The 21,618-nt window shown below is 63.9% G+C and carries 16 protein-coding genes; 11 read left to right on the top strand and 5 right to left on the bottom strand.

All coding sequences use genetic code 11. The features are described 5' to 3' along the window. Window positions 1-30 precede the first annotated feature (30 nt). The 5 genes from SH412_RS09325 (at window position 31) to SH412_RS09305 (ending at window position 5,790) form a co-directional block, all read left to right on the top strand. Window positions 31-1,317 (top strand): DUF1501 domain-containing protein, encoded by a 1,287-nt coding sequence (locus SH412_RS09325; protein WP_336523238.1) that lies wholly within the window; start codon window positions 31-33, stop codon window positions 1,315-1,317. A 105-nt stretch (window positions 1,318-1,422) separates the two neighbouring features. Beyond that, complete coding sequence (locus tag SH412_RS09320; RefSeq protein ID WP_336523237.1) at window positions 1,423-2,415, top strand: WD40 repeat domain-containing protein; 993 nt, start codon at window positions 1,423-1,425, stop codon at window positions 2,413-2,415. A gap of 321 nt (window positions 2,416-2,736) precedes the next feature. Further along, entirely contained in the window at window positions 2,737-3,105 is a 369-nt protein-coding gene (locus tag SH412_RS09315) for a DUF2750 domain-containing protein (RefSeq protein WP_336523236.1), read from the top strand. 111 nt (window positions 3,106-3,216) lie between these two features. Beyond that, window positions 3,217-4,692: a hypothetical protein gene (locus SH412_RS09310; protein WP_336523235.1), complete on the top strand. Its 1,476-nt coding sequence runs from the start codon at window positions 3,217-3,219 to the stop codon at window positions 4,690-4,692. Window positions 4,693-4,848: 156 nt separating this feature from the next. Continuing rightward, complete coding sequence (locus tag SH412_RS09305) at window positions 4,849-5,790, top strand: cell division protein FtsQ/DivIB (RefSeq protein WP_336523234.1); 942 nt, start codon at window positions 4,849-4,851, stop codon at window positions 5,788-5,790. A 10-nt stretch (window positions 5,791-5,800) separates the two neighbouring features. Here the strand turns inward: SH412_RS09305 and SH412_RS09300 are convergent, their stop codons facing one another. Further along, window positions 5,801-7,708 carry a tetratricopeptide repeat protein gene (locus SH412_RS09300; protein WP_336523233.1) on the bottom strand — a complete coding sequence of 636 codons (1,908 nt, stop codon included), beginning with the start codon at window positions 7,706-7,708 and terminating at the stop codon, window positions 5,801-5,803. Next, a complete protein-coding gene (locus SH412_RS09295) occupies window positions 7,701-9,071 on the bottom strand; it encodes a P-loop NTPase family protein (protein WP_336523232.1) in 1,371 nt (456 codons plus the stop codon). Before SH412_RS09295 ends, SH412_RS09300 begins: the two co-directional genes overlap by 8 nt. A gap of 303 nt (window positions 9,072-9,374) precedes the next feature. Between SH412_RS09295 and SH412_RS09290 the strand changes: the two genes are divergently transcribed. The 5 genes from SH412_RS09290 (at window position 9,375) to SH412_RS09270 (ending at window position 15,424) form a co-directional block, all read left to right on the top strand. Beyond that, window positions 9,375-13,046 (top strand): hypothetical protein, encoded by a 3,672-nt coding sequence (locus SH412_RS09290; protein WP_336523231.1) that lies wholly within the window; start codon window positions 9,375-9,377, stop codon window positions 13,044-13,046. 88 nt (window positions 13,047-13,134) lie between these two features. Continuing rightward, window positions 13,135-13,812 carry a PspA/IM30 family protein gene (locus tag SH412_RS09285; protein ID WP_336523230.1) on the top strand — a complete coding sequence of 226 codons (678 nt, stop codon included), beginning with the start codon at window positions 13,135-13,137 and terminating at the stop codon, window positions 13,810-13,812. A 53-nt stretch (window positions 13,813-13,865) separates the two neighbouring features. Continuing rightward, window positions 13,866-14,609: a hypothetical protein gene (locus tag SH412_RS09280; RefSeq protein WP_336523229.1), complete on the top strand. Its 744-nt coding sequence runs from the start codon at window positions 13,866-13,868 to the stop codon at window positions 14,607-14,609. A gap of 69 nt (window positions 14,610-14,678) precedes the next feature. Beyond that, window positions 14,679-15,053, top strand: a complete 375-nt coding sequence (locus tag SH412_RS09275) for a hypothetical protein (protein ID WP_336523228.1) — start codon at window positions 14,679-14,681, stop codon at window positions 15,051-15,053. 29 nt (window positions 15,054-15,082) lie between these two features. After that, window positions 15,083-15,424, top strand: a complete 342-nt coding sequence (locus SH412_RS09270) for a hypothetical protein (RefSeq protein WP_336523227.1) — start codon at window positions 15,083-15,085, stop codon at window positions 15,422-15,424. 427 nt (window positions 15,425-15,851) lie between these two features. Here SH412_RS09270 and glgC read toward each other — a convergent pair whose 3' ends face one another. Beyond that, entirely contained in the window at window positions 15,852-17,090 is a 1,239-nt protein-coding gene (glgC, locus tag SH412_RS09265) for a glucose-1-phosphate adenylyltransferase (RefSeq protein ID WP_461824428.1), read from the bottom strand. Window positions 17,091-17,161: 71 nt separating this feature from the next. Then, a complete protein-coding gene (locus SH412_RS09260) occupies window positions 17,162-18,601 on the bottom strand; it encodes a neutral/alkaline non-lysosomal ceramidase N-terminal domain-containing protein (RefSeq protein WP_336523225.1) in 1,440 nt (479 codons plus the stop codon). Window positions 18,602-18,784: 183 nt separating this feature from the next. Between SH412_RS09260 and mazG the strand changes: the two genes are divergently transcribed. Next, complete coding sequence (gene mazG, locus SH412_RS09255; protein WP_336523224.1) at window positions 18,785-19,717, top strand: nucleoside triphosphate pyrophosphohydrolase; 933 nt, start codon at window positions 18,785-18,787, stop codon at window positions 19,715-19,717. Window positions 19,718-19,804: 87 nt separating this feature from the next. On the opposite strand, the gene pckA is transcribed toward mazG, so the two are convergent. Next, entirely contained in the window at window positions 19,805-21,391 is a 1,587-nt protein-coding gene (pckA, locus tag SH412_RS09250; protein WP_336523223.1) for a phosphoenolpyruvate carboxykinase (ATP), read from the bottom strand. Window positions 21,392-21,618: the final 227 nt, after the last annotated feature.

Raw genomic sequence — 21,618 nt, 5'->3', positions numbered from 1 at the left:
ATTGATCACTGTATTCAGGAAGGTTGAGCCATGCGTTGCAATTATGCCTGCCAGTCGAGCGAGCACCTGCTGGCCCGCCGGAACTTTCTGGGACAGCTTGCCGCCGGAGCAGGAGCCCTGGGGGGCGTTTCGCTGCTGGCCCGTCCTGCCGCATCCGCCGAACTGGCCAAACAACAGAAGCGAATCCTGGTCTTCAACATGCACGGGGGCCTGAGCCAGCTCGAGAGCTGGGATCCGAAGCCCGCGACCAACACCGGCGGGCCGTTCCGCGCGATTCCGTCCTCTGTCCCCGGACTGCACGTCAGCGAGCTGCTCCCGAACACCGCCAAGCTGATGCACCATCTGGCAGTGATCCGCGGCGTCAACACGGCGGAAGACGATCACGGTAAGGGGGCCTACATGATGTTGACGGGGCGTCGTCAGACACCCGCCTCCGATTACCCGCAGCTCGGAGCGGTGATGGCAAAGGCCCTCACGCCCGAAACCAGCACCTTGCCGGGCCACATTGTGATCACCCCCGGCGGCGGCGGCGGCCGCAGCAATGACGCCGCCTATCTGGGACCGAAGTACGCCAGCGTCGTGCTCGGCAACGGCAACCCGCCGCAGAACACGGCCCGACCGGGCGATGTGACCGACGCCGTCGACGCGGCGCGGAATCAGTTCAGAAAGATGGCGGACGATAAGTTCCTGTCCCGTCGGCGGACTGCGAAGACCGACCTTTATACGTACAGCTACGAACAGGCTCAGCAGCTCATGCTGCAGCGGGATGTGTTTGACGTCAGCAAGGAATCCGAGAAGGATGCCGAACGCTACGGCAAACACGATCTCGGGCGGCACTGCCTGCTGGCTCGGCGGCTGCTGGAGCAAGGGATCACCTTCGTGCAGGTGAGCCATTCGAACTACGATACGCACAACGAGAATTTCAACTTCCACCTGGAGCAGATGGCGGAGTTCGACCAGTCGTTCGCGGCGATCGTGGGGGATATTGCCGACCGCGGGATGCTCGACAGCACGTTGATCGTGGTGCTGTCGGAATTCGGGCGGACGCCGAATATCAATCTGTACTACGGCCGTGATCACTGGAGCCGAGCCTGGTCGGTCGTCGCGGGCGGGGCCGGGATCCAGCGTGGCGCCGTGTACGGCAAGACGAATGACAACGGAACCGAAGTGACCGATGGCCAAGTGAACTGCGGCGATCTGTTCCACACCTACCTGCGGGCGGTGGGGCTGGATTCGAGCGGCTCGTTCGATATCGGCGGCCGCCCGATGCTGATGGCCGATCCGGCGACCGCGCCGATTCGTGCGATTCTTTCGTAATTTCTCGCCGATCAATTGATTCCCGCAGGATCCGCACTGCGGACCAATGTGACTCGCGTCGCGCAATGAACGGTCCGCACTGCGGACCCTGCGAAGGATGTCCGCGTGCCGGCTGAACCGCAGCAGACTCATGTCGCCTCGCAATGGCCGGTGGAGAGCCCGCTCCTGGCCTGCCGGTTCGATCCTGCTGGGCGATTTATCTTCGCGAGCTGCGAGGACAACTCGATCCAGCGGTTTGATCTGGCGACCGGGAAGCCTCTGGCGCTCAAAGCCCATGAGAGCTGGGTGAACGGCTTCGGCTTCACTCCCGACGGCCAGACGATGGTCTCGGGGGGCTGTGACGGCCGGCTGATCTGGTGGCCGGTTGCCGGCGACGCCCCCGTGCCGATCCGAACGGTCGAAGCCCATCAGGGTTGGATCCGTGCGCTCGCGGTCAGTCCCGACGGCAAGCTGGTGGCGACCGGCGGCAACGACAAGGTGCTGCGTCTGTGGAATCTGGCCGACGGGACGCTGGTCCGCGAGTTCCCCGGCCACGAGAGCCACATCTACAGCGTGCTGTTTCATCCCACGGGGCAGTTCCTGCTCACCGGCGAGCTGAAAGGGCATGTGCGGCAGTGGGATGTTGCCACGGGCGCCGCCGTGCGGACCTTCGATGCGAAGGCCCTCTGGTCCTACAACGGCGGTCAAGGCGTGGACTTCGGCGGCGTGCGAGCGCTGGCGATCAGCGCTGACGGCCAGCAGTTCGCCTGCGGGGGACTGCACAACGCCTCGAACCCGCTGGGCGCCGTTCACGATCCTCTGGTCATGCTGTTCGAGTGGGAATCGCAGAAACTGGTGCAGTCCCTGATCGCCGAGCCGCTGAAGGGAGCTGTCTGGCGGTTGATCTTCCTGCCGGACGGGACGCTGCTCGGAGCCAGCGGCGGCAGCACCGGGGGGCACCTGGTCTTCTGGAACGCCTCGCAGAACAAAGACATCCACCGATTCCAGTTGCCGAACATCGTGCGGGATCTCGACCTGCATCCGGACGGCATCCAGGTCGCGACCACGCACCACGACAAACACCTCCGCATCAGCCGCATGGCCTCCAAGCCCGCCTAGTGCAGCGCGTTGACGAATTCCAGCGAAATGCCCAGGCAGGAATGTCTGGGCCACCTTTTCGGAGGAATTCTCTTCGGGTGGGACAGACATTCCTGTCTGTCTCCAATTCTTCGACAGGCTGCTGGGCAGCCGCCGGCGCCCACAGTCCCGCGCCGAGTTGCTCGTCGCGCGTCGCCCGGCTTCGCCGCCGATTCCCCCGGAGGCCCCTCAGACTTGACCTTCTGGTCGCCGAAGGTTGACAATCCTTCCGTGATGCGACGGCCCGGTGAATCCGGCCCGCCAAATCCAGTTCGACGACATTCCGTCAGGGAGTCCGGCCCCATGTCGATCGCAGCGGAGCAGGCACGTCTGTTTTATGAACAGGTGACGCTGGACCGTGTGGTCTACACGCTGATGGACGACGACAAGTTTCTGGTCTTTCGCGTCATGGACCACGACGTCGTCCCCTTCTGGTCCTGCCGCCGGCAGGTCTCGCAGATCCGCCAGTCGCAGCTCGCCTATACCGGGTTCGCCATCGAAGAACTGTCGCTCGATGAGTTCTTCACCGACACGCTGCCGCTCCTGACCGACTCCGAAATGTGCGTGGGCATCAATTGGTCCGGCGCACGGCTGACCGGATACGACATCACCCCCGAAGACGTGCAACGAAATCTCGAGGCCCTTCTGAACGGGGATTCCTCGGAACCCTGATCCCGCCGTTTCCCGGCCGCGGTCGACGAGACTCTGGCAGACTCCGCCCGAACTTGCTTCCATAGGGGGAATTTCAGATCTGGTGTCCCCTCGCTCCTTCGGCGGTGTCGCATGCCACTCGCGTGGCGAAAAGCCCTGTTCTTTCGCCTGGCGGCGATCCTGCTGGGGCTCGCACCCTTCGTCGTTCTGGAGCTCGCCCTGCGCGCCGCCGGCATCGGCGTCCCGCTGCAATATGACGATCCCTTCGTCGGCTTCAGCGACATTCACCCCCTGTTCGCCCTGAACACCGCCGCCGACCGCTACGAGATTCCCAAGTCCCGCCAGACTCACTTCCGCCCTGAATCGTTCCCGGCGAAGAAGCCGGTCCGCGAGTTCCGCACCTTCGTCCTGGGAGGATCGACCGTCCAGGGCCGGCCATATGCCATTGAGACCTCCTTCACCACCTGGCTGGAACTCGCTCTGCAGGCCGCGGAACCCGAGCGCACCTGGGACGTCGTCAACTGCGGAGGCATCTCCTACGCCAGCTATCGGCTGGCCCCCATCCTGAACGAAGTCCTGCAACATGAGCCCGATCTGATCATCCTGTGCATCGGCCAGAATGAGTTCCTGGAAGACCGCTCCTACGAGCACATCGAGTCTCTCCAGACGATCGCCGCGGGACCGCTCCGACAGGCGGCCCGCCTGCGGACGTTCACACTCGCACGCGCCGGATATCTCTGGTGTCGCGACCACACGTCAGACGGTTCGCCTGCGAATCGGCCCACGCTGGGGCCGGAGGCCGACGCCCGCCTCGACTGGCAGGGCGGCATGGCCCTGTTCCATCGCGATCCCGACTGGCAGCGGGACGTGATCGCTCATTACCAGTTCAATCTCCAGCGAATGGTCGACCAGTGCGCGGCCGTCGGCGTGCCCCTCGTGATGGTCACCCCCATCTCGAATCTGGAATGGCCCCCCTTCAAATCCGAGCCGCGGGAAAACCTGCCCCCCGCCGAGCAAGCAGAGTTCGAAGCTCTGACGGAACGAGCCGCAGAACTCCTCCGATCCGATCTCGCCGGAGCCCTCGAACGACTCCAGGCCGCGGAAAGGATCGACAGCGAACACGCCCGCCTGCAATACGACATCGGAATGACCCTGCGAAGTCTGCAACGCCCCGACGAAGCCCGCACCGCACTGACGCGGGCCAAGGACGCGGACGTCTGCCCGCTGCGGATGCTCGAACCCATGCGCCGGATTTTTCGCGAGACGGCCCGCTCAGCGGGAACGCCCCTCGTCGACGCCGAAGCCGAAATCGCCGCGCGCAGCCGCTCCGGATATCCCGACAACGAATGGCTGCTCGATCACGTCCACCCCACCATCGAAGGACATCAGCTCATTGGCGATCTGCTTGCGCAGAAGCTGGCCGAACTGCAGGTCGTTCGACTGCCAGCCGACTGGGAAGCGCGGCGTGCAGAAGCGTACCGTCGGCACCTGCAGAGCCTCGACCCCCTCTATTTTCAGAAGGGACTGCAGCGACTCGAGAACGAACAGGGCTGGGCCCGCGGTCGCTCCCCGGCGATGCGGCCGGAACAACCGGACAACTCTCGCTGAGTTCTCCAGACTTCGCTTTCGGCGCCCTCGCACGCAGATCGGCAGATTCCGCCGATCTGCGTGCGGTTCGGCTCGTCGCGCCAGCGTTCCGGAGGCGATGTTTGAGCAGCACGGAGCGATCCGTACTCTTCGCCTCCAACCACCGTGGCAGGGCCGATGGGTCGCAAGAAAAAGTCCCCCGAACCGACGGAGCCCCCGGTCGCCGCACCCGTACCGGTCGCCCCTTCGCGGCCCCCGCGGATGCTCGGTCGACTCGCGCTCATCGTCGGCTTTCTCGTGCTGGTCCCCTGGGGCATCTCGCAACTCCCTAACCTCACCCAACGGGCCGAGTACCAGCTCAATCGCGACGACATTGTCCTCGTCCCGCCCCCGGCCGAGCACGTTCCCGCCGACCTGCTCCAGCGCGTGCTGGAAAAGCAGAAGCTTCCCGACCAGTTCGCCCTGCTCGACGACGAACTCGTTGGCGAACTGGCCGCGGCCTTCGAGAAAAATCCCTGGATCGCAAAGGTCATCCGAGTCCGGAAAAGCTATCCGCCGCGGGTCATGGTCGAAGTCGAGTACCGCAGGCCGGTCGCCTTCATCGAAGTCGAACGAGGGTTTTACCCGGTCGACGCGAACGCCGTGCTCCTCCCACCGGCAGACTTTACCCCGGACGATTCCAGGCGGTTCCCGATCGTCCGCAACGTGACGACAATGCCCCAGGGCCCCTCCGGCACGACCTGGGGAGATCCGCTGGTCCTGGCGGCCGCCCGTCTGGCCGAATCGCTGTTCGACCGCTGGGAACCCTTGGGTCTGTCGTCCATCGTCGCCCCGACGCGTCCCGACGCCAGCATCAGCCCGGGCGACCTGACCTTCGAGCTGACGACCAAAGGGGGCTCGAAAATTGTCTGGGGCCGTCCGCCGGGCACAAGTCACCCCGGCGAACTGACCGTCGAGCAGAAAATCGGCCGACTGGAACGCTACCTCGAACAGTTCGGCGCATTCGACGGTCCGCACGGCCCCTACGAAATCGACATCCGCCACTGGCAGGAAATCTCCCGCCGCCCGCTGACGCCGGTCAAGTCCAATGCCGCCCGGCCGGTGCGCCCGCGCCGCTGACGCTCGCCGCCTATCCAGGATCGCCCGCCGCCTCGCGCACGCGGCGCTCGATCTCGTCCTCACTGAGCTTCATCGCATCCAGGACTCGCCTGTAATGACGGACGGCCGCTTGAAAATAGGGATGCTCATGACCGTTCTGGCGGCCAAACAGGGAAAAAATCTGCAGGTGCCGCCGCATCAGGGACTCCGCCTCCACCAGCCGGCCTGTCGCACGTAGAAGCCGAGCCAGATTGCTGAGGTCGGTGGCGACATTGGGATGGTCGGGGCCGAAGCTCTGTTCATCGATCGCCAGCGCCCGCCGCAACAGAGGCTCCGCCTCCGCAGGCCGGTTCGTCGCTCTCAGCAGCAGGCCCAGGTTGGCAAGGTCGCGGGCGACTTCGGGATGCTCCGGGCCGTAGCACTGCTCGTCGATCGCCAGGGTCCGCCGCATCAGCGCCTCAGCCTCCACGAATCGATCGGTCGCCTGAAGCAACTGGGCGAGGTTGTTGAGCCGGATCGCAACATTCGGATGGAAGGGGCCGAAGCACCGCTCGTCGATCGCCAGCGCGCGTCGCAGCAGCGGTTCGGCCTCCGACAATCGCTTCGTATCCTGCAGCATCAGCGCCAGATTGTTGAGATCGATGGCCACTTCCGGGTGCTCGGGGCCGAAGCGGGTCTCGTCGATCTCGAGCGCCCGCCGCATCAGCGGCTCCGCCTCCGCCAGCCGGTTCGTCGCACGCAACAGCAGACCGAGATTGACGAGGTCGATCGCCACATCGGGATGGTCGGGACCGACGCTCTCCTCGTCGATCGCCAGCGCCCGCCTCAACAGCGGCTCGGCCTCCGCCAGCCGGTTCGTCGTGCGGAGCAACATCCCCAGATTGCTGAGGTCGCGCGCAATGTCGGGGTGACTCGGACCGAAACTCTCTTCGTCGATCGCCAGCGCCCGCCGCATCAGCGGTTCGGCCTCCGCCAGCCGATTGGTCGCACGCAAGAGCTGAGCAAGATTATTGAGTGAAACGGCGGTTTTGGGATGCGACGGGCCAAAGTGTAGCTCGCTGATCTCCAGTGCTCGCCGCTTGTAGTATTCCGCACGCTCGTAGCCGGCAAGGCTCTGCAACAGGCTGGCGAAGTCCGTCGCAATCTCCCAGCGGAGATCGGGGTCGCCCCCGACCTTCTCCTGTAAGGAATACGCTTCCTGCAGAGCCCGTTCCGCCGTCTGCCAGTCAAGACGGTTGCGGGCCTGATTCCCCGCTCGCAACAGCAGGCTCGCCAGCAGCACTTCACGCCCCGGCTTGCCGCGGAGTTTGTCGGCTTCAGCCAGCGTCACAGCGGGATCGCCCAGATCGCCGGCCTCTTCCGCACGATCGAGACCGGCACGCTCGTCAATGGGAAGGAGCTCGAATCCGCCGCGGCTGCTCCCCGGCGGATCGATCCGGAAGACGCCCGATCGGATCGACCACAGGTCGGGAGCCGCTTCGCGCAACGTCCGCTGCAATCGCGCCGGCAGCGCAAGCGCCAGCGTGCAATCGAACCGCGACTGAATCGTATTGCGATAACGGTTCAGCCGGGACAGCGCCTGCTGCCAGGCCAGTTCAACCTGCGCGAACTGATCGGGGGACGTCGGGTCGGCGTCGACCCAGACAACCCGCGCCGCGCCAGCCTCAAATGCGAGCAGCGTTTCCGCCAGTCGATCCGAATCGCCCATCGGATCAAACCGGACGCGCGCGACCGCCCCGACTTCCGACAGAGTCTCCTGCAGATGCTCGCGCGTCAGCGCGATCGCCCAGTCGTCGGGGGCGAGGACCACCACCAGCGCAAACCCGTCGACCAGATCCAGATGCTGGAGCAGCATCTGCCAGCCCTCGATCTCCTCCCAGTGATAGAGGCCGGCGATCCGGTCCGTCGAAAAATCGGTCGTCTCACCTGGATCAGCCATGAGCTCGATCCGCGGTGGCCGCCGTTTCGCGACGGATGATCTCTTCGACTTCGTCTCGAATCAGCGGATGCACGTCGTACCACTCTTCCCCGTTGCGCAGGATCAGGGCGCAGTGCGTATCGAGAAAGAACGTCATCCGCTGCACGCTTTCGAGGCTGCGGTCTTTGAGCAGGCAGTCGCGCTGCCGGCCAATCTCGTGCAGCCATTGAGCGTCCGCCAGCGGAACTGGCAGATACGAGTCGCGCATCCCCGCGATCGCCGCCTTGACGATTTCCGGCGTGACGGGAAGCGTGCTCGCGCGCAGCAACGTCTCCCGCAGCAGCACCAGCAGATCGCGGAAGTGCCCCCCGGAAGCGAAAATCAGTTCGTCCGCCAGCCGGTACGTGCCGTACCGGGTCGGCTTACCGAAGTAACGGAGCATGCCGGGGGGCGTGAACCGACGCTCCACCACGTGCCGCATCGCCTGCCAGCCCCGCTTGTCGCGTGTCCGCTTCTCGTTGTTGTCCCACAGTTTAACGTTGTACAGCAGGCGAATGCCGCGCAGCTCGGGGAGCTTGAACTTCAGCCACGGCGGAACCGTGAACACCATGTGTATTAGCGGAATCCGCAGATCCTCGCGGTGATTGGCGATCAGCGTGGCGACGCTCTCGCCGACGCGCCCCTCGCTGTCGAGAGTGTCCCGCAACTGTTCGAGCTGATCGAAGATAAACACAACCCGGCAACCGGGCCTGGCGTCGAGGATCTTCTTCCGACCGAATTCAAAGAACGCCCGCACTTCGCTCCGCAGCTCGCCCAGGCGCGACGAGAGCGTCTGCCGCAACTGCTGCCGGAAGGAAGGAACCTGTTTGAGCGAAGTCTTGAAGTTGAGGCCGACGTCGGTGCCGGGGGCCGTGGCCTTGAGTTCAAAGCCGTCGATCTTGACGTCGGTTCTCGCCAGGAAGTGAACGAACCGCGTCCAGAAACCCTCTCTGGCCGGATCGACGTTGAGTTGCTGCTCGATCGCTTCGCTGAATGAGCCGGCCAGGACCAGCAGAAAGTCGCTGATTTCGACCGACTCCGACGGCAGCAGAAAATCGAGCGCGTTGGCATAAGCGACGAAATAGCCCTGCCCCACCAGCCGCTTGCGCAGCCGGAACAATTCGGTCGTTTTTCCGGAACCGCGAAACCCGGAGATGAAATTCAGACTCTCCGGATCCGAAAGATCGATGTCTTCGAACAGCAGGTCGATGGGGTCTCCCGGAACGCCATCGTACAGCGGCTCATACAAGGGGTCATCGGGGTCGAGTGGACGGTCCACAATCAACCGCTGACTGAGCCAGCGCCGGAACTCGCGGTCGGGGTATTGGGTAATGTCGTCGTGCATCGAGCCTCTTTCCGGAAGACCTCAGTCATCGTAACAGATGACGAGAGTGGTCGGTATCGCGACTCCGCCCTCCCCAGCGGCCTGACAATGGCCCCGCCCGGTGCAGCTCCAGCACTGCAATTGCTCTGCAGTCCGATCACTGCAGGCAAGTCGCGACCAACCCTCTCCGCCCGACATAAACTCTTGAGCCGCAGTGCGTTGCAAACTTGGACGGTTTTCTGAATGCCTCCGGCATCGCATTTGTTATGCAGCTCCCCGCGAGGGCCGACGACGGCCTGATTTCCCCGCGGACAGGAGCACGATATGAGCACCGTCAGTCCCCCGGCAGCCACCCTCCATGAGACTGCGTTTCTCCCCGAGCCCCCCGAACCTCGACCGACGGCGACCGCGCCATCATCGCGGTCGACGGTCGCCGAGCCCCCCTCCGCGGGGCTCCGGTTCCTGGAGGCGTTTCTCGACGAGCGGAACATCAAGTGGATGCTCGGACTGGGAATTCTGGTCCTGCTCGGCAGCTCACTGAAATTCGTCACCGCACACTGGCACGCCTACTCGCCCTTCTGGAAGTTCGCCGTCCTGATCGCCTACACCGCCGTCGTCTATGGCCTGAGCATCATTAGCCGCACGCGACTCGGGCTCCGACGGACCGGAGCCGCACTGCAGGGACTGACGCTAGGACTGCTGCCGCTCACATTCCTCGCGCTCAGATGGGTCGCTCCGCCGGACGCCGGACTGCTGGGCGGGCTCGTCCACGATGTCGGTCTGCTCAGCCTGCTGGTCATCAACACCGGCTTCGCCGCATACGCCAGTCGACGGATACTGTCCGACCTGCTGCGAGGCGTGCCCGACGCGTACTGGGTGGCTTATCTCATTCTGTGCGTATCTGGAGCACTCGCGCCTGCCGTCCCGGCTGCTCTGACTCCCGTCGCCGCCCTGGCGCTGTGGGCGGTCTTCACCGCCGGACTGATCAAAGTCAATCGCCACGTCTTCTGGCTGGCCGAGGAACAACGCTGGCCCCGCATCTTCGGCTTCTTTCCTTCGGTGCTGCTGGCGGCCCAGTTCCTGACAGTCTTCGGGCTGAACTTCGCCGACGACTTCAGCCGTCCCTGGCTCGGATTCGCCATCGCCCTGGTCGCCGTCAACGTGCTGCTGACGACGGACGCCGTGGTACGCGTCTTCCAGCAGCGGACCGGCGAACTGGTCTTCCCCTGGCCGACGCACATTCTGCTGCCGCTGGTCTCCGGCCTGGGCCTGTGTGCCCTGGCGATCGGCCTGGCCTGCAGCCAGTTCCCCTCCGTGTCTGCCGTCCCACCGACAGCCCTCCTCGTCGCCGTCTGCCTGGCCGCGGTCGCCCGTCGAACCCGTCAGGAGCTGTTCGTCTGGGGCATGCTCGGCGCCCTGCTGATGGGCTACCAGTGTTTGCCCGGCTACTTCGCCGAGACGGCGAAGCAGCTCGTACAGACCGGCGCCGCTGCGGTGCACGAACCGCGGCTGCCGTATGCATTCTACGGCCTGACCTACGCCCCGTTCCTGATGGGCCTGACCATCGCCGCCGTGCGGGTCCGCAATCGCGTCTTCGCAAATCCCTGCCGCCAGATGGCCATCGGCCTGGGGACGATCCTGCTCTGCGCCTCGTGGACCCATCCCAAGGCCATGTTTCCCGTCGGCGCGGTCCTCACTCTCTTCTGGGCCTCGCTGGCCGCCATTCTGCGGGACAATCGCGTCACCTGGGGAGCCGCGATCTCGTGGATGAGCGCCTCGCTCGGACTGCACGTCTTTCTCGCAAACGTCTGCAGACTCCCGCTCCCCCTGGAAGCCAATCTGCTGTTTCCCGTCGTCGCGGCCGGTTGCCTCTGGCTCGTCAGCCGTCTGCTCGAACGCCGCCACGCGGACACGACGATGTCGCCAGCCGGTATCGTCAGCGCCGCATCGACGGCGGTTCTGGCAGTGGTGTGGATCGGTCTGTTCGGCGCCGTCTACAGCATCGCCCGCCACTTCGTCCCGGGAATCTCGCTCCATCCGCTGGCGGCCCACTCCGCGGGCGGTCTGCTCCTGCTCCTCGCCGAGCAAACCCGCCGGCGGCGGATCCCGGCCTTCGCCGAGTTGACCATCGTCTTCGCCTTCGTCGCCACCGTCCGGTTGATGGTCGAGTTGCAAGTTCCCGGCACTATGATCGCCTTTGCCGTCCCGGCTGCCTCCGCGGGACTTTGGTTCCTGGCCCGCTGGTGGCGTGAAGCGTCCCCTTCCCCGTGGGTCGCCGCGTTCCGCGACCCCATGCAGCGAGTTACCGAGTTCTCACTCACCCTCGCACAGGCGCTCCTGCTGCCAGCCCTGGCATGGGGCCACATGGCCGTGCTGCCGGTGGAAATCTGGGTGGCTGGACTGGTCGTCACCACCTGGACCTTCGCCGCGGCCGGCCGACGCTTCCCCGTCGAATGGGCCGCCGTCGGTTGCCTCAGTGCCACCGGCCTTGTCGGCAGCGGCATGTGCCTTCTCCAGAATGGCCACTACGACCCGCTGCAACTCCCGCTGGCCTGGTCGATCTGCGGTCTGGTCGGCGTGCTGATCAGCCGGTCCATCGCTCGTCGCAGCGCAGACGACGCCACCCCTTCCATCGCCATTCCGATCCGCTTCTGCTCGCAGGGACTGCTGTTCCTGGTCGCCGCCGCGAATCTCGCCGTGTTGACGGTCGAAGCACGCATCGCCGGCGGACTGTCGCTCCTCGGCCTCGTCATCGCCCTCCACAAATCGCAGCAGCCGGCGTTGCGTCAACTGCTGATCCTCGTCGTCCAGCTCCAGGGTCTCGTGATCGCCCTGCAGTCTCTGACCGACGCCTCCCTGCTGACCGGTCTCACGCTGGCGGATTACCGCATCGCCTTCCTCCCAGTGCTGGCCCTGGCCGCGCTCGAAATGCTGATCCTCCGCCTGCCCGGCCTCCGGCAGTTCTCCGCCAACGACGACCTGGACAAGCTTCACCGCGGAATCTGGGCCTTCCTGCTCATCGACGCCTTCGTCCTGATCCCGCTCAACGTCACGCTGCCCCTCGGCGGACTGCAGACCATTTCCCTCGCGGCGCTGTTCGTCTTCGTCGCCGCCGACCTCATCCTGTGGGCCTGCCAGGAGCAATCGAAGACAGCCGCCTGGCTGATCTGGCCCCTGCTGGCCGTAGGAGTCGTCTATCTCGCTCTCTTCGGCGTGATTGAAGTCACCAGCACTCCCTTCTTGATCGCCGCAATGGCCGCCGGAATCGCCACCGCCCACTGCGGCACCTTCTGCCGGCGATCTCCCGTGACGGCGATCCTCGCCGATCCCCTGTCGATCGTCGGCTACTACGTCCCCGCGGTTGTCGCGCTGGCCGCCATCGGACGGACGGGCGTCACATCCCTCGGCTTCGTCGGCTTGAATGCCCTGATCATCTTTTCCGCCGCGGCCTGGTACTTCTTCCGCTGGCTGGAACAACGCGAGAGCCGCAGCCTGGTCCTGTCGATGGTCGTCTTCAACCTCTCCCAGGTCCTCCTCTGGACCGAACTGAAATGGTCCGATCCGCAGCTCTTCCTCATGCCCCTCGGTCTCTCGCTGATCGGCCTGGTCGAAGGCCTGTCAAAGCAGCTCTCCGCGAACTGGAAGACAGGCCTCCGCTATGCCGGCTCGCTGGCGATCCTCGTCTCCCCCACCTTCCACATCGTGGGCGGCGGCTGGCTCCCGCTCCTGACGCTCATGGCCGCCTCGATCGTCGTCTGCCTGCTGGGAATCGGCCTGCAGTTGCGACCGATCCTCTACTCCGGCACGGCGTTCCTCATCGCCGACATCATCGGCCTGGTTGTCCAGGGGAGCCTGGAACGGGTCGACGTCCTGTGGATCGCCGGCATCGCCATGGGAACTCTCGTCGTCGGTCTGGCGGCCTACTGCGAAAACCACCGCGAAATCGTTCTGCAGCGAGTCCGCTGGCTCTCCGCCACGCTCAAAGCCTGGGAGTAGGGCGGGCTCCCGCCTGCCGGTCTGTGCCGTCTGTGTTCCTGTTGACTTGTGTCTCGTTTCAACCCGTTCGAAAGAAGAAGGTGACGAAATGACGTGGCTCCAGAATTTTACGCTGATCATGCGGTCGAGCCTCACGACGATTCGGGAGAAAGTCGAAGACCCTGAGCGGATGCTCCATCAGCTCATCATCGACATGGAGGAGGAACTGCAGACCATCCGCAACCGGGTCGCCGGGGCCATCGCGGACGAGATCCAGCTCCGCAAACAGGTCGAAAAGGCCCGCGGCGAAGTCGAGCAGTGGAAGGATCGCGCCACCCAGGCGGTCCAGCGCAGCGATTCGACCTCGGCCTTCGCCGCCCTGCAGCAGAAGCAGGCGGCCGACGAGCGGGCCGAGCAGCTCGGCGTCGAACATGCGAAGCAGGCAAACGAGACTCGCAAGTTGCAGGATGCCGTCCGCGATCTGGAAGACAAGATCCGCCAGGCCCGCCAGAAGCAGACGCTCCTCACTGCCCGCCTCGCCCGGGCCGAGTCCTCGACCAAGATTCAGCAGGCCCTCAGCCAGGCCGACAGCGCCTCGGCCTTCGCCCAGTTCAATCGCCTGGAGAAGCGGGTCGACCGCGCGGAAGCAATGTCCGAAGCCTACGACCGCCTGGAAGGCCGCGACCCCGACGCCGAAGAGCTGGAACGCCAGTTCCGCGAGCAGGAACGGAAGGAAAAAGTCGAAGCCGAACTGGCCGCTCTGAAAGCCGAACTGGCGGCCGAGTAAGTGAAACACGTGTCGAAATGCTGTGTTTGTGATCTCGATGGGAGGTAAGCGAAATGAGAAGTGTGATTGCAGCAGGCCTCGTCACGGCCGTTGCGGCGACCTGCCTGGCGCAGGCCGAAAGTCCCGAGACGAAGGACACCGCTGAACCAGCGATTGCAGTCGTGCTGGGAAAGAAGATCGCCGCGACCGACCGGAAACGGATCAGCGAGCTGATTCTGAAGCCGCTGTTCGAGCAGTACGCCAGGGAACAGAAGCTCGAACCGACGCCGGAAGAGCTTGACCTCTTCGTGACCGCGTCCGAAGTTCAGCAGCAGGAAACGTTGAAGAAATTCGGACGCGATCGCGATCGGCTGCAGGAGGAACTGAAAGCTCCGACGCTGAGCGAGCAGGAGCGAAAGGACAAAGAGACGAAACTGAAGCAGCTCGGCAAAATTCTGCAGTCGCTGACCGCCGACAAGCCGCTGACGGCCGACGAAGAAAAGCAGCAGCGAGCCGGCAGGAGGGTGGTCGCCGAGCATTTCGTGAAAGCCTGGAAGGTCAACAAAGCGTTGTACGAGAAGTACGGCGGCCGGGTGATCTTTCAGCAGGCGGGACCGGAGCCTCTGGACGCGTACCGCAAGTTCCTGCAGGAACAGGAGCAAAAACGCGCATTCCGGATCGACGACGAAGAGGCCAGCACCGCGTTCTGGAAGTATTTCAAGGATGACAGTATGCACGTCTTTCTGAAGGACCAGGAGAAGGCCGCGGACGCAATCAACAGGCCGTGGTGGATGCGAGTGACTCCGGCTCAGGAGTAACTCGCGCGTGCGAAGCGGGGTCAGGACGCGTTTCCTGGCCCCGCTGCCTTCTGCCTCGGAGCAACGGTCATGCCCGCCGGCCTCTGGTCCCAACTGCGCGATCTCTTTCGGACCTGGTGGCGGGTCGATCGAATCCGCATCTCACCGCGCGAAGGCCGCCTGCTCCAACTGGCTCCGCCGTGCTATCTCGAATATGGCGGCGAGTTCTGGCTGGTGGATTCACGGGCCGTCGGGACAAGTTCGACCGGCAGCTACATCACGTATCGCTGCTCCACGCAGGGAAGCCAGGCCGAATTGACCGTCACGCCGGCTCGAACCGGATGGGAGCAGGTGCTGTGGATCGTCAACGGCGAGCGTCTGGCGGTCAGTGCAGATGACTTTGAGGTCTACAGGGCAGGATCGCCCCCAGGAGCTCGCACCGGATTCCCCGGTGTCGAATTCTGACTCAGACTCTGCCGACCGGGGGAATTGAAATGCTGGAGTATGAACGCGTCTTCTGGCTCCTGCAGCTTCTCTTCGGACTCACCCTGCTCTACCCCTGGCATCCCACCTGGCCGAAAGCCTGGTGGCTGGTGCATCTGCCGCTGATGCTTGTTCCGCTCTGGCTCTACTACGAAACGCTGATGCCCCGTGAGATGAACATCCGCGTCGACCTCCTGCTGATCTTCCCCGAATTCGCAGTGGCCGCCGCCGTCTACTTGTGCCGACTGTTGCTGTTTGCGTCGTGGAGACGCAGGCGTTCGCGAGAATCGGAAAGCATTCGCGCCGCGCTCACTCCGAGGGGGCCGACAGGACGCGATCGACGCGCCCCCTGAAAAAAAAGAAAGCCCGGAAGCAATCCATCCCAGGGGGGCGAAGGATATTGATTGCTTCCGGGGCGATCGGCTTCAGTGTGTCACGGATCGAGCGAACCCAACGAACCGCAGCAGCATCCATGCCCTGCGGATCGATGGTGCGACTTCAGGAGATCTCCCGCATGGCATCCATGCCGGCCGGAGAATCCTGTCGAAGAGTCGAAACTCTTCAGTGTCGCCAAGTCACGAACGGGCTCTCAAAAACGAACCCCAACAACCGCCAGCCACGCTTGCGGCTGGCGTCGTCGTCAAGCGTGGGCGGAACATAGGGGCTCAGGAAAATCGCGTCAACACGACTTTTCGCCGTCAGCGGAATTTTGTAACTCCGCCCTCGCAAACGACGCTTTCCGCCACCGCGGACTCGCAATTGCAGACGCGAACCGCCGCCTCAGATCTCAAGGCTGCCGCCGTCGCCGGGGCCGATGACGACGATGCCCGAGTCCGTGACTGTAAATCCGCGAGCCCGATCACGTTCGAGATCGTAGCCGATCTCCATCCCCTCCGGCACGCGAACGTTCTTGTCGATGATCGCCCGACGGATCCGAGCCCGGCGGCCGATCTCGACATTGTCGAACAGGATCGAATCTTCGACCGTCGCCCAACTGTTCACCCGGACCTGGTAGCCGAGAATCGAACGACTGACAGCCCCCCCCGACAGAATGCTCCCGTTGCAGACGATGCTGTCGACGGCGTGACCGACGCGCGGATCGGGCAGTTCGGTCTGTGCGAAAACGAATTTCGGCGGCGGAAGCTGCGGATGATATGTCCGGACATTCCACTCCGGATCGTAGAGATTGAGCTCCGGATCCACGGAGACGAGGTCCATGTTGGCCTCGTAAATCGCGTCGAGCGTTCCCACGTCCCGCCAGTAGTGCCCGCGGCCGGTGTTCTTGTCGCGGAACGGATAGGCCCGCAGTCGCGCTTTGCCGATCAGCGACGGAATGATATTTCGACCGAAATCGTGCTTGCTCGTCGGATCGGTCGCGTCCTGGCAAAGCTGCTCGAACAGGAAATCCGTATTGAAAACATACACCCCCATCGACGCCAGGCATTTTTCAGGGTCGTCGGGCATCGGCTGAGGGTTGGCAGGCTTCTCCAGAAACTTGAGGACCTCGTGCCGGGAGTTGATCTCCATAATCCCGAACTGATCCCCCTCGTCCAGCGGAACCGGCAGGCACGCGATCGTCGCCTCGGCCCCGGATTCGATGTGATGCCGGATCAGATCTTCGTAATCCATCTTGTAGATGTGATCGCCGGACAGCACCAGGATGTAGTCGGTCCGGCACTTCTCGATCGAGTAGATGTTCTGGTAAACCGCGTCGGCCGTCCCCTTGTACCAGTTCTCGTCGATCCGCTGCTGCGGCGGCAGAATGTCAATGTACTCGTCGAGATCCCGGCAGAGAAAACGCCAGCCCAGATTGATGTGCCGGTCGAGGCTGGCGGCCTTGTACTGCGTCAGGACCAGCACTTTCCGCAGACCGCTGTTGATACAGTTTGACAGCGTGAAATCGATGATCCGATAGGCCCCGCCGAACGGAACTGCAGGTTTGGCCCGATCACGCGTCAGCGGTTCCAGGCGAGTCCCCTTGCCGCCGGCTAGAATGAGAGCCAACACGCTCTTCATCAACGCTCCTCCCTGATGATGCGCCGCATTCACGGCGGTCTCGCTTCGCTGGTGTCGCTGGTCTCTGTTGATCGTCAATCGGCCGCCACCTGCCGCAGCAGCTCCAGTTGCGCGGCGCGGATTTTCGGCTCGGCGTCCCGCGCCAGATAGCTCGACCGGGCTCGCCATGTCTCGTACCCCCCCAGGTCGTGCTGAGCGGGCGTCGGCAGGTAGCCGTTGTAGCCATTGGCCAGCTCAATGGTGAACGTCTTTTTCAGCGGACTCCCCCACTTGATCGCCAGCCCCGTCTCGGTGAATGTTTCACACGGGCTCGAAGCGATCCCCAGATCGCCGATCCGGATCGCCTGAATCAGCGACTTGACCGTGGCCGGGTACTTCGCGAGCAGAACGGTTTCCCGCGCGTAGATTTCCGGCGCCCCCTTCAGCGGGCGGCCGGCCGCCGCCGCCAGCCGCGCTTCCGCCGCCGCCACGTCCTCGGCCGACGGCAATCGGACTCCCAGATCAATCTCGCGCGTCGCCACGGCCAGTTTTGCCGAAGACTGGAAGTCGACGCTCTCCCAGGCGGCTTTGGCCGCCTGGGCAACCGCCTCGGCGACGAGCCCCATCTGCTCGTACGGCTGCCGTTTCGGGCCGGCGGTCAGCGAAAAATTCACGTTATTGACGTCGCCGCTCGTCCCGTTGGACAGAATTCCGACAAACGGATGATCGCCTGAAACCTTGATGGCCCGCCCCACCCGGTGCGCAAACTCGCCAAAATAATCGGCGGACAGATCTTCGCCCCCGACGCCGCCGACGTAGTGCAGCGAGTAATTCGCCAGCAGCGCCAGCGGAGCGCCGTCGGCGGTCTGGACTGCAAGGATCGCGACTTCCGGATCAACCGGCCCGGCGGGCTTCGTTACGTCGGGACTGGAATACCCCGGATTCATCCGAACGGTGTCGACCTTCTGCCCGAACGGGTTTTCCCCCAGGACCCCCTCTTTGAGATGCCAGCGCCGATTGAAAAGCTGGCCCGGCTCCTGGGCCGAACCCCAGCCGACCCGCGCCGGTTGGAGCCGCCCGTGCGCCTCGGCAATCCCTTCGGCAATACGATCGATCAGGAACGCAATGTACTCGGCATCGGGATCGCTTTGAAAGACGCCGGTCACCGTCGGGCAGGAATGCGAGTGCGTCGCCGAGATCAGAATATTCCCGGCGGGAATCCCGGTCTTCTGCGCCGCCTTTGCCTTCGCCGCATCCATCAATTCCCGGGGAATCATGCAACTGTCGCAGACGACAATGGCCAGCTTCGTCGACCCGTCCGCGAGAACCAGACAGCGGGCGTGCAGTCGATCGTGCGCTTGCCGGGCCATCCGATCGGACATATTGCCATTGGAGGAAATCGGGAACTTCGTCGGAGTGATGTCCTGCGCAAACGCCCCGGCACGCACGGCCGGACGGTCCTGTGCGGTCAGCGTGGAAATCGTCGCCCCAGCAAGAATGCACAGCGCCAGTCCCATCCGCGAGATCAGAAGCATCGAGTCCCCTCCGCCTGATTCCGTCGTCAAGAGTGCCGTCCCATCAACAGCCCTCGATCAGTCTGCCGGACGCCGGAATGATGTGCAAGCGCCCGCGGCGAATCGTTACGAGCCGCTGAGATGCGGACCGGCAGCGCGCGGATTAAGATCCGTTCGACGCTTTTCTCGTACGGAAATTTTCTCATGTCGAACGCTGATCGTCCCGCCCCCGGCACTCCTCCTGACGAATCGCGCCTGACGCCTCAGTTTCGAGATCTATGCGCGGTTGTGGCGAAATTGCGTTCGCCTGACGGCTGCCCCTGGGATCGCGAACAGACGCTGGAATCGATCAAGCCCTATACGCTGGAAGAGACCTACGAACTGCTCGAAGCCATCGACTCGGGCAACGACGCCGAGATCTGCGAGGAACTGGGGGACGTCCTGCTGCAGGTCCTCCTCGACAGCCAGATCGCCGCCGACGAAGGCCGCTTTGACCTGACCGACGTCGTCGCGGGACTGACCCGTAAGCTGATCGTCCGGCACCCCCACGTCTTTGGCGATTCCACGGCCGCGACGCCTCACGATGTCAGTCGGCAGTGGGATCGGATCAAGCAGGCGGAAAAACAGCGGGAGTCCGTGTTCGACGGACTCCCCGCCGCCTTGCCGGCGCTCGCCCGGGCCGCGCGCGTCGCCGAGAAGGCCGGCCGCGTGGGCTACGACTTTCCCCGGCGCGAAATGCTGTTCGCAAAACTCAAGGAAGAAGTCGACGAACTGGCCGCCGAACTCTTCGACGACGGTCAGATCCCCGACGTCCCGGCGGTCGTCGATGGTCCGGTCGTGCACGAACCGCCCATCGCCGACCCGCACCGGCAGGCCCGGATTCAGAGCGAACTCGGCGACGTGCTCTTCGTGATCGCCAACATAGCCCGGCGGTGGCACATCAACCCCGAGGAAGCCCTGCGGGAAAGCAACCGCAAATTCGAACGACGGTTCCAGTACATTGAACGCCGGCTGCGCGAGCAGGGTCGCGATGTCCGGTCAGCCTCGCTGCCCGAAATGGAAGTCCTCTATCAAGAGGGCAAGGCCATCGAAAAGACCGAACAGGCGTCTTCAAGGAAATCGGACGAAGTGGAGTAGGGTGAGTCCAGTCTGCGAGGGCCACCAAACACCAGTGCAGTATAAGTGGTCTTCTCGGACTCGTTGCCCCCTTCCCCCCGGACGCGCTCAAACCGCCGGCCCGGCCGACCGCACCGCCGGCGAAGTGCTGTCTGCGTACTTCTGGAAATTGTCGGCAAACAGCTTCGCCAGTTTTTTCGCCGTCGCGTCGTACGCCGTCGGATCGGCCCACGTGTTGCGCGGCTGCAGAATCTCCGGCGCCACCCCCGGACAGCCGGTGATGATTTCGAAGCCGAAGTGCGGATCGCGGATCGCGGGAGCGCTGGCCAACTGCCCCCGGTGAATCGCGTCGACGATGGCTCGCGTCCACGACAGCTTCATCCGCGAACCGATGCCATAGGAACCGCCGCTCCAGCCGGTGTTCACCAGCCAGACGTTGACCCGATGTTCGCGGAGCTTCTCCGCCAGCAGCTCCGCATACTTGGCGGGATGCCACACCAGAAACGGCCCCCCGAAACAGGGCGAAAACGTCGCCTGCGGTTCCGTGATCCCCATCTCCGTACCGGCGACCTTGGCGGTGTAGCCGCTGATGAAGTGGTACATCGCCTGCTCCGGGCTCAACCGGCTGACCGGAGGGAGCACGCCGAACGCGTCGCAGGTCAGGAAAATCACGTCGGCCGGATGGCCGGACATGCAGGGAATCTGCGCATTACGGATAAACTCGATCGGATACGCCCCGCGCGTATTCTGCGTAATCCGGGTATCGTGGAAGTCGACGTGGTGGCTCTCCTCGTCGTAAACGACGTTTTCGAGCACCGCGCCAAACCGCAGCGCCTGGAAAATCTCCGGCTCGCTGTCCGGCGCCAGATCGATTGCCTTGGCGTAGCAGCCCCCTTCGATGTTGAAGATGCCGCGGTCGCTCCAGCAGTGCTCGTCGTCGCCGATCAGCATCCGGTGCGGGTCCGCCGACAACGTCGTCTTGCCCGTCCCCGAGAGCCCGAACAGAACCGACGCCCGCCCCGTCTCCCGGTCCGCCGTTGCGGAACAGTGCATCGAAAGAATGCCCTGCTTCGGACCAAAGTAATTCATGAGCGTGAAAACGCCCTTCTTCATCTCGCCGGCATATTCCGTCCCGAGAATCACCAGCTCCCGCGTTTTGAGGTCGATATCGATGCTGGTCTTCGACGTCATCCCGTGCGTCCGGCGGTTCGCCGGAAACTGACCCGCGTTGTAAATGATCGCGTCGGGCTCGCCGAACTCCGCCAGCTCCTGACGGGTGGGGCGGATCAGCATCGTGTGCATGAACAACGCGTGATAGGCGCGGGAGCAGATCACGCGAATCTTCATCCGGTACGCGGGATCCCAGCCGGCGAAAGCGTCGATGCAGTACAGCTTCTGCCGAGTGTTGAGATAATCCTTGGCCCGCTCTTCGTTGATCTGAAACGTCTCCGCGTCAATGTCGATATTGACGTTCCCCCACCAGACGTCGTTTTCCGACTCCGGATCGCGGACCAGCCGCTTGTCTTTGGGAGACCGACCGGTTTTCTCGCCCGAGTAAGCGATCAAGGCGCCCGAGTCCGCGATCGCGCACTTCGGATCGGCGCGAATGGCGTCGGCGTACAGAATTGCCGGCGCCGGGTTGCGGCGGACGTCCGTGACCGTGATCCCGTATTTCGACAAGTCGATCGTCTGCACCGTGCCTGCTCCCTGCGGTAGAAACCTGAATCTGCCCGATTCGAAATATCGGATCGGACTGGTCGGTTGGCGCGTGGCGACGATTGTAGCGATCCGCCGAAAGTTCGGAATGCCGACCGACCGCAAACCCCACCCGGCAACATTTCGCAAACGCCGCTTGCTGGTCTCCGCTTCGCAAACGGCGCTATAATCCCCGTGTGGCGGTCCCCTTCGGCATCGACGACGAC

The sequence above is a fragment of the Planctellipticum variicoloris genome, assembly GCF_030622045.1.
GTDB classification, from domain to species: domain Bacteria; phylum Planctomycetota; class Planctomycetia; order Planctomycetales; family Planctomycetaceae; genus Planctellipticum; species Planctellipticum variicoloris.
The sequence above is the reverse complement of the archived record's forward strand: the minus strand, read 5'-3'. Positions and strand labels throughout refer to the sequence as shown.

What these genes read in the sequence shown, in the direction of transcription:
- SH412_RS09325 (WP_336523238.1), top strand. Translation starts at nt 31, where the DNA reads ATGCGTTGCAATTATGCCTGCCAGTCGAGCGAGCACCTGCTGGCCCGC.
- SH412_RS09315 (WP_336523236.1), top strand. Translation starts at nt 2,737, where the DNA reads ATGTCGATCGCAGCGGAGCAGGCACGTCTGTTTTATGAACAGGTGACG.
- SH412_RS09310 (WP_336523235.1), top strand. Translation starts at nt 3,217, where the DNA reads ATGCCACTCGCGTGGCGAAAAGCCCTGTTCTTTCGCCTGGCGGCGATC.
- SH412_RS09305 (WP_336523234.1), top strand. Translation starts at nt 4,849, where the DNA reads ATGGGTCGCAAGAAAAAGTCCCCCGAACCGACGGAGCCCCCGGTCGCC.
- SH412_RS09300 (WP_336523233.1), bottom strand. Translation starts at nt 7,708, where the DNA reads ATGGCTGATCCAGGTGAGACGACCGATTTTTCGACGGACCGGATCGCC.
- SH412_RS09295 (WP_336523232.1), bottom strand. Translation starts at nt 9,071, where the DNA reads ATGCACGACGACATTACCCAATACCCCGACCGCGAGTTCCGGCGCTGG.
- SH412_RS09290 (WP_336523231.1), top strand. Translation starts at nt 9,375, where the DNA reads ATGAGCACCGTCAGTCCCCCGGCAGCCACCCTCCATGAGACTGCGTTT.
- SH412_RS09285 (WP_336523230.1), top strand. Translation starts at nt 13,135, where the DNA reads ATGACGTGGCTCCAGAATTTTACGCTGATCATGCGGTCGAGCCTCACG.
- SH412_RS09280 (WP_336523229.1), top strand. Translation starts at nt 13,866, where the DNA reads ATGAGAAGTGTGATTGCAGCAGGCCTCGTCACGGCCGTTGCGGCGACC.
- SH412_RS09275 (WP_336523228.1), top strand. Translation starts at nt 14,679, where the DNA reads ATGCCCGCCGGCCTCTGGTCCCAACTGCGCGATCTCTTTCGGACCTGG.
- SH412_RS09270 (WP_336523227.1), top strand. Translation starts at nt 15,083, where the DNA reads ATGCTGGAGTATGAACGCGTCTTCTGGCTCCTGCAGCTTCTCTTCGGA.
- SH412_RS09260 (WP_336523225.1), bottom strand. Translation starts at nt 18,601, where the DNA reads ATGCTTCTGATCTCGCGGATGGGACTGGCGCTGTGCATTCTTGCTGGG.
- mazG (WP_336523224.1), top strand. Translation starts at nt 18,785, where the DNA reads ATGTCGAACGCTGATCGTCCCGCCCCCGGCACTCCTCCTGACGAATCG.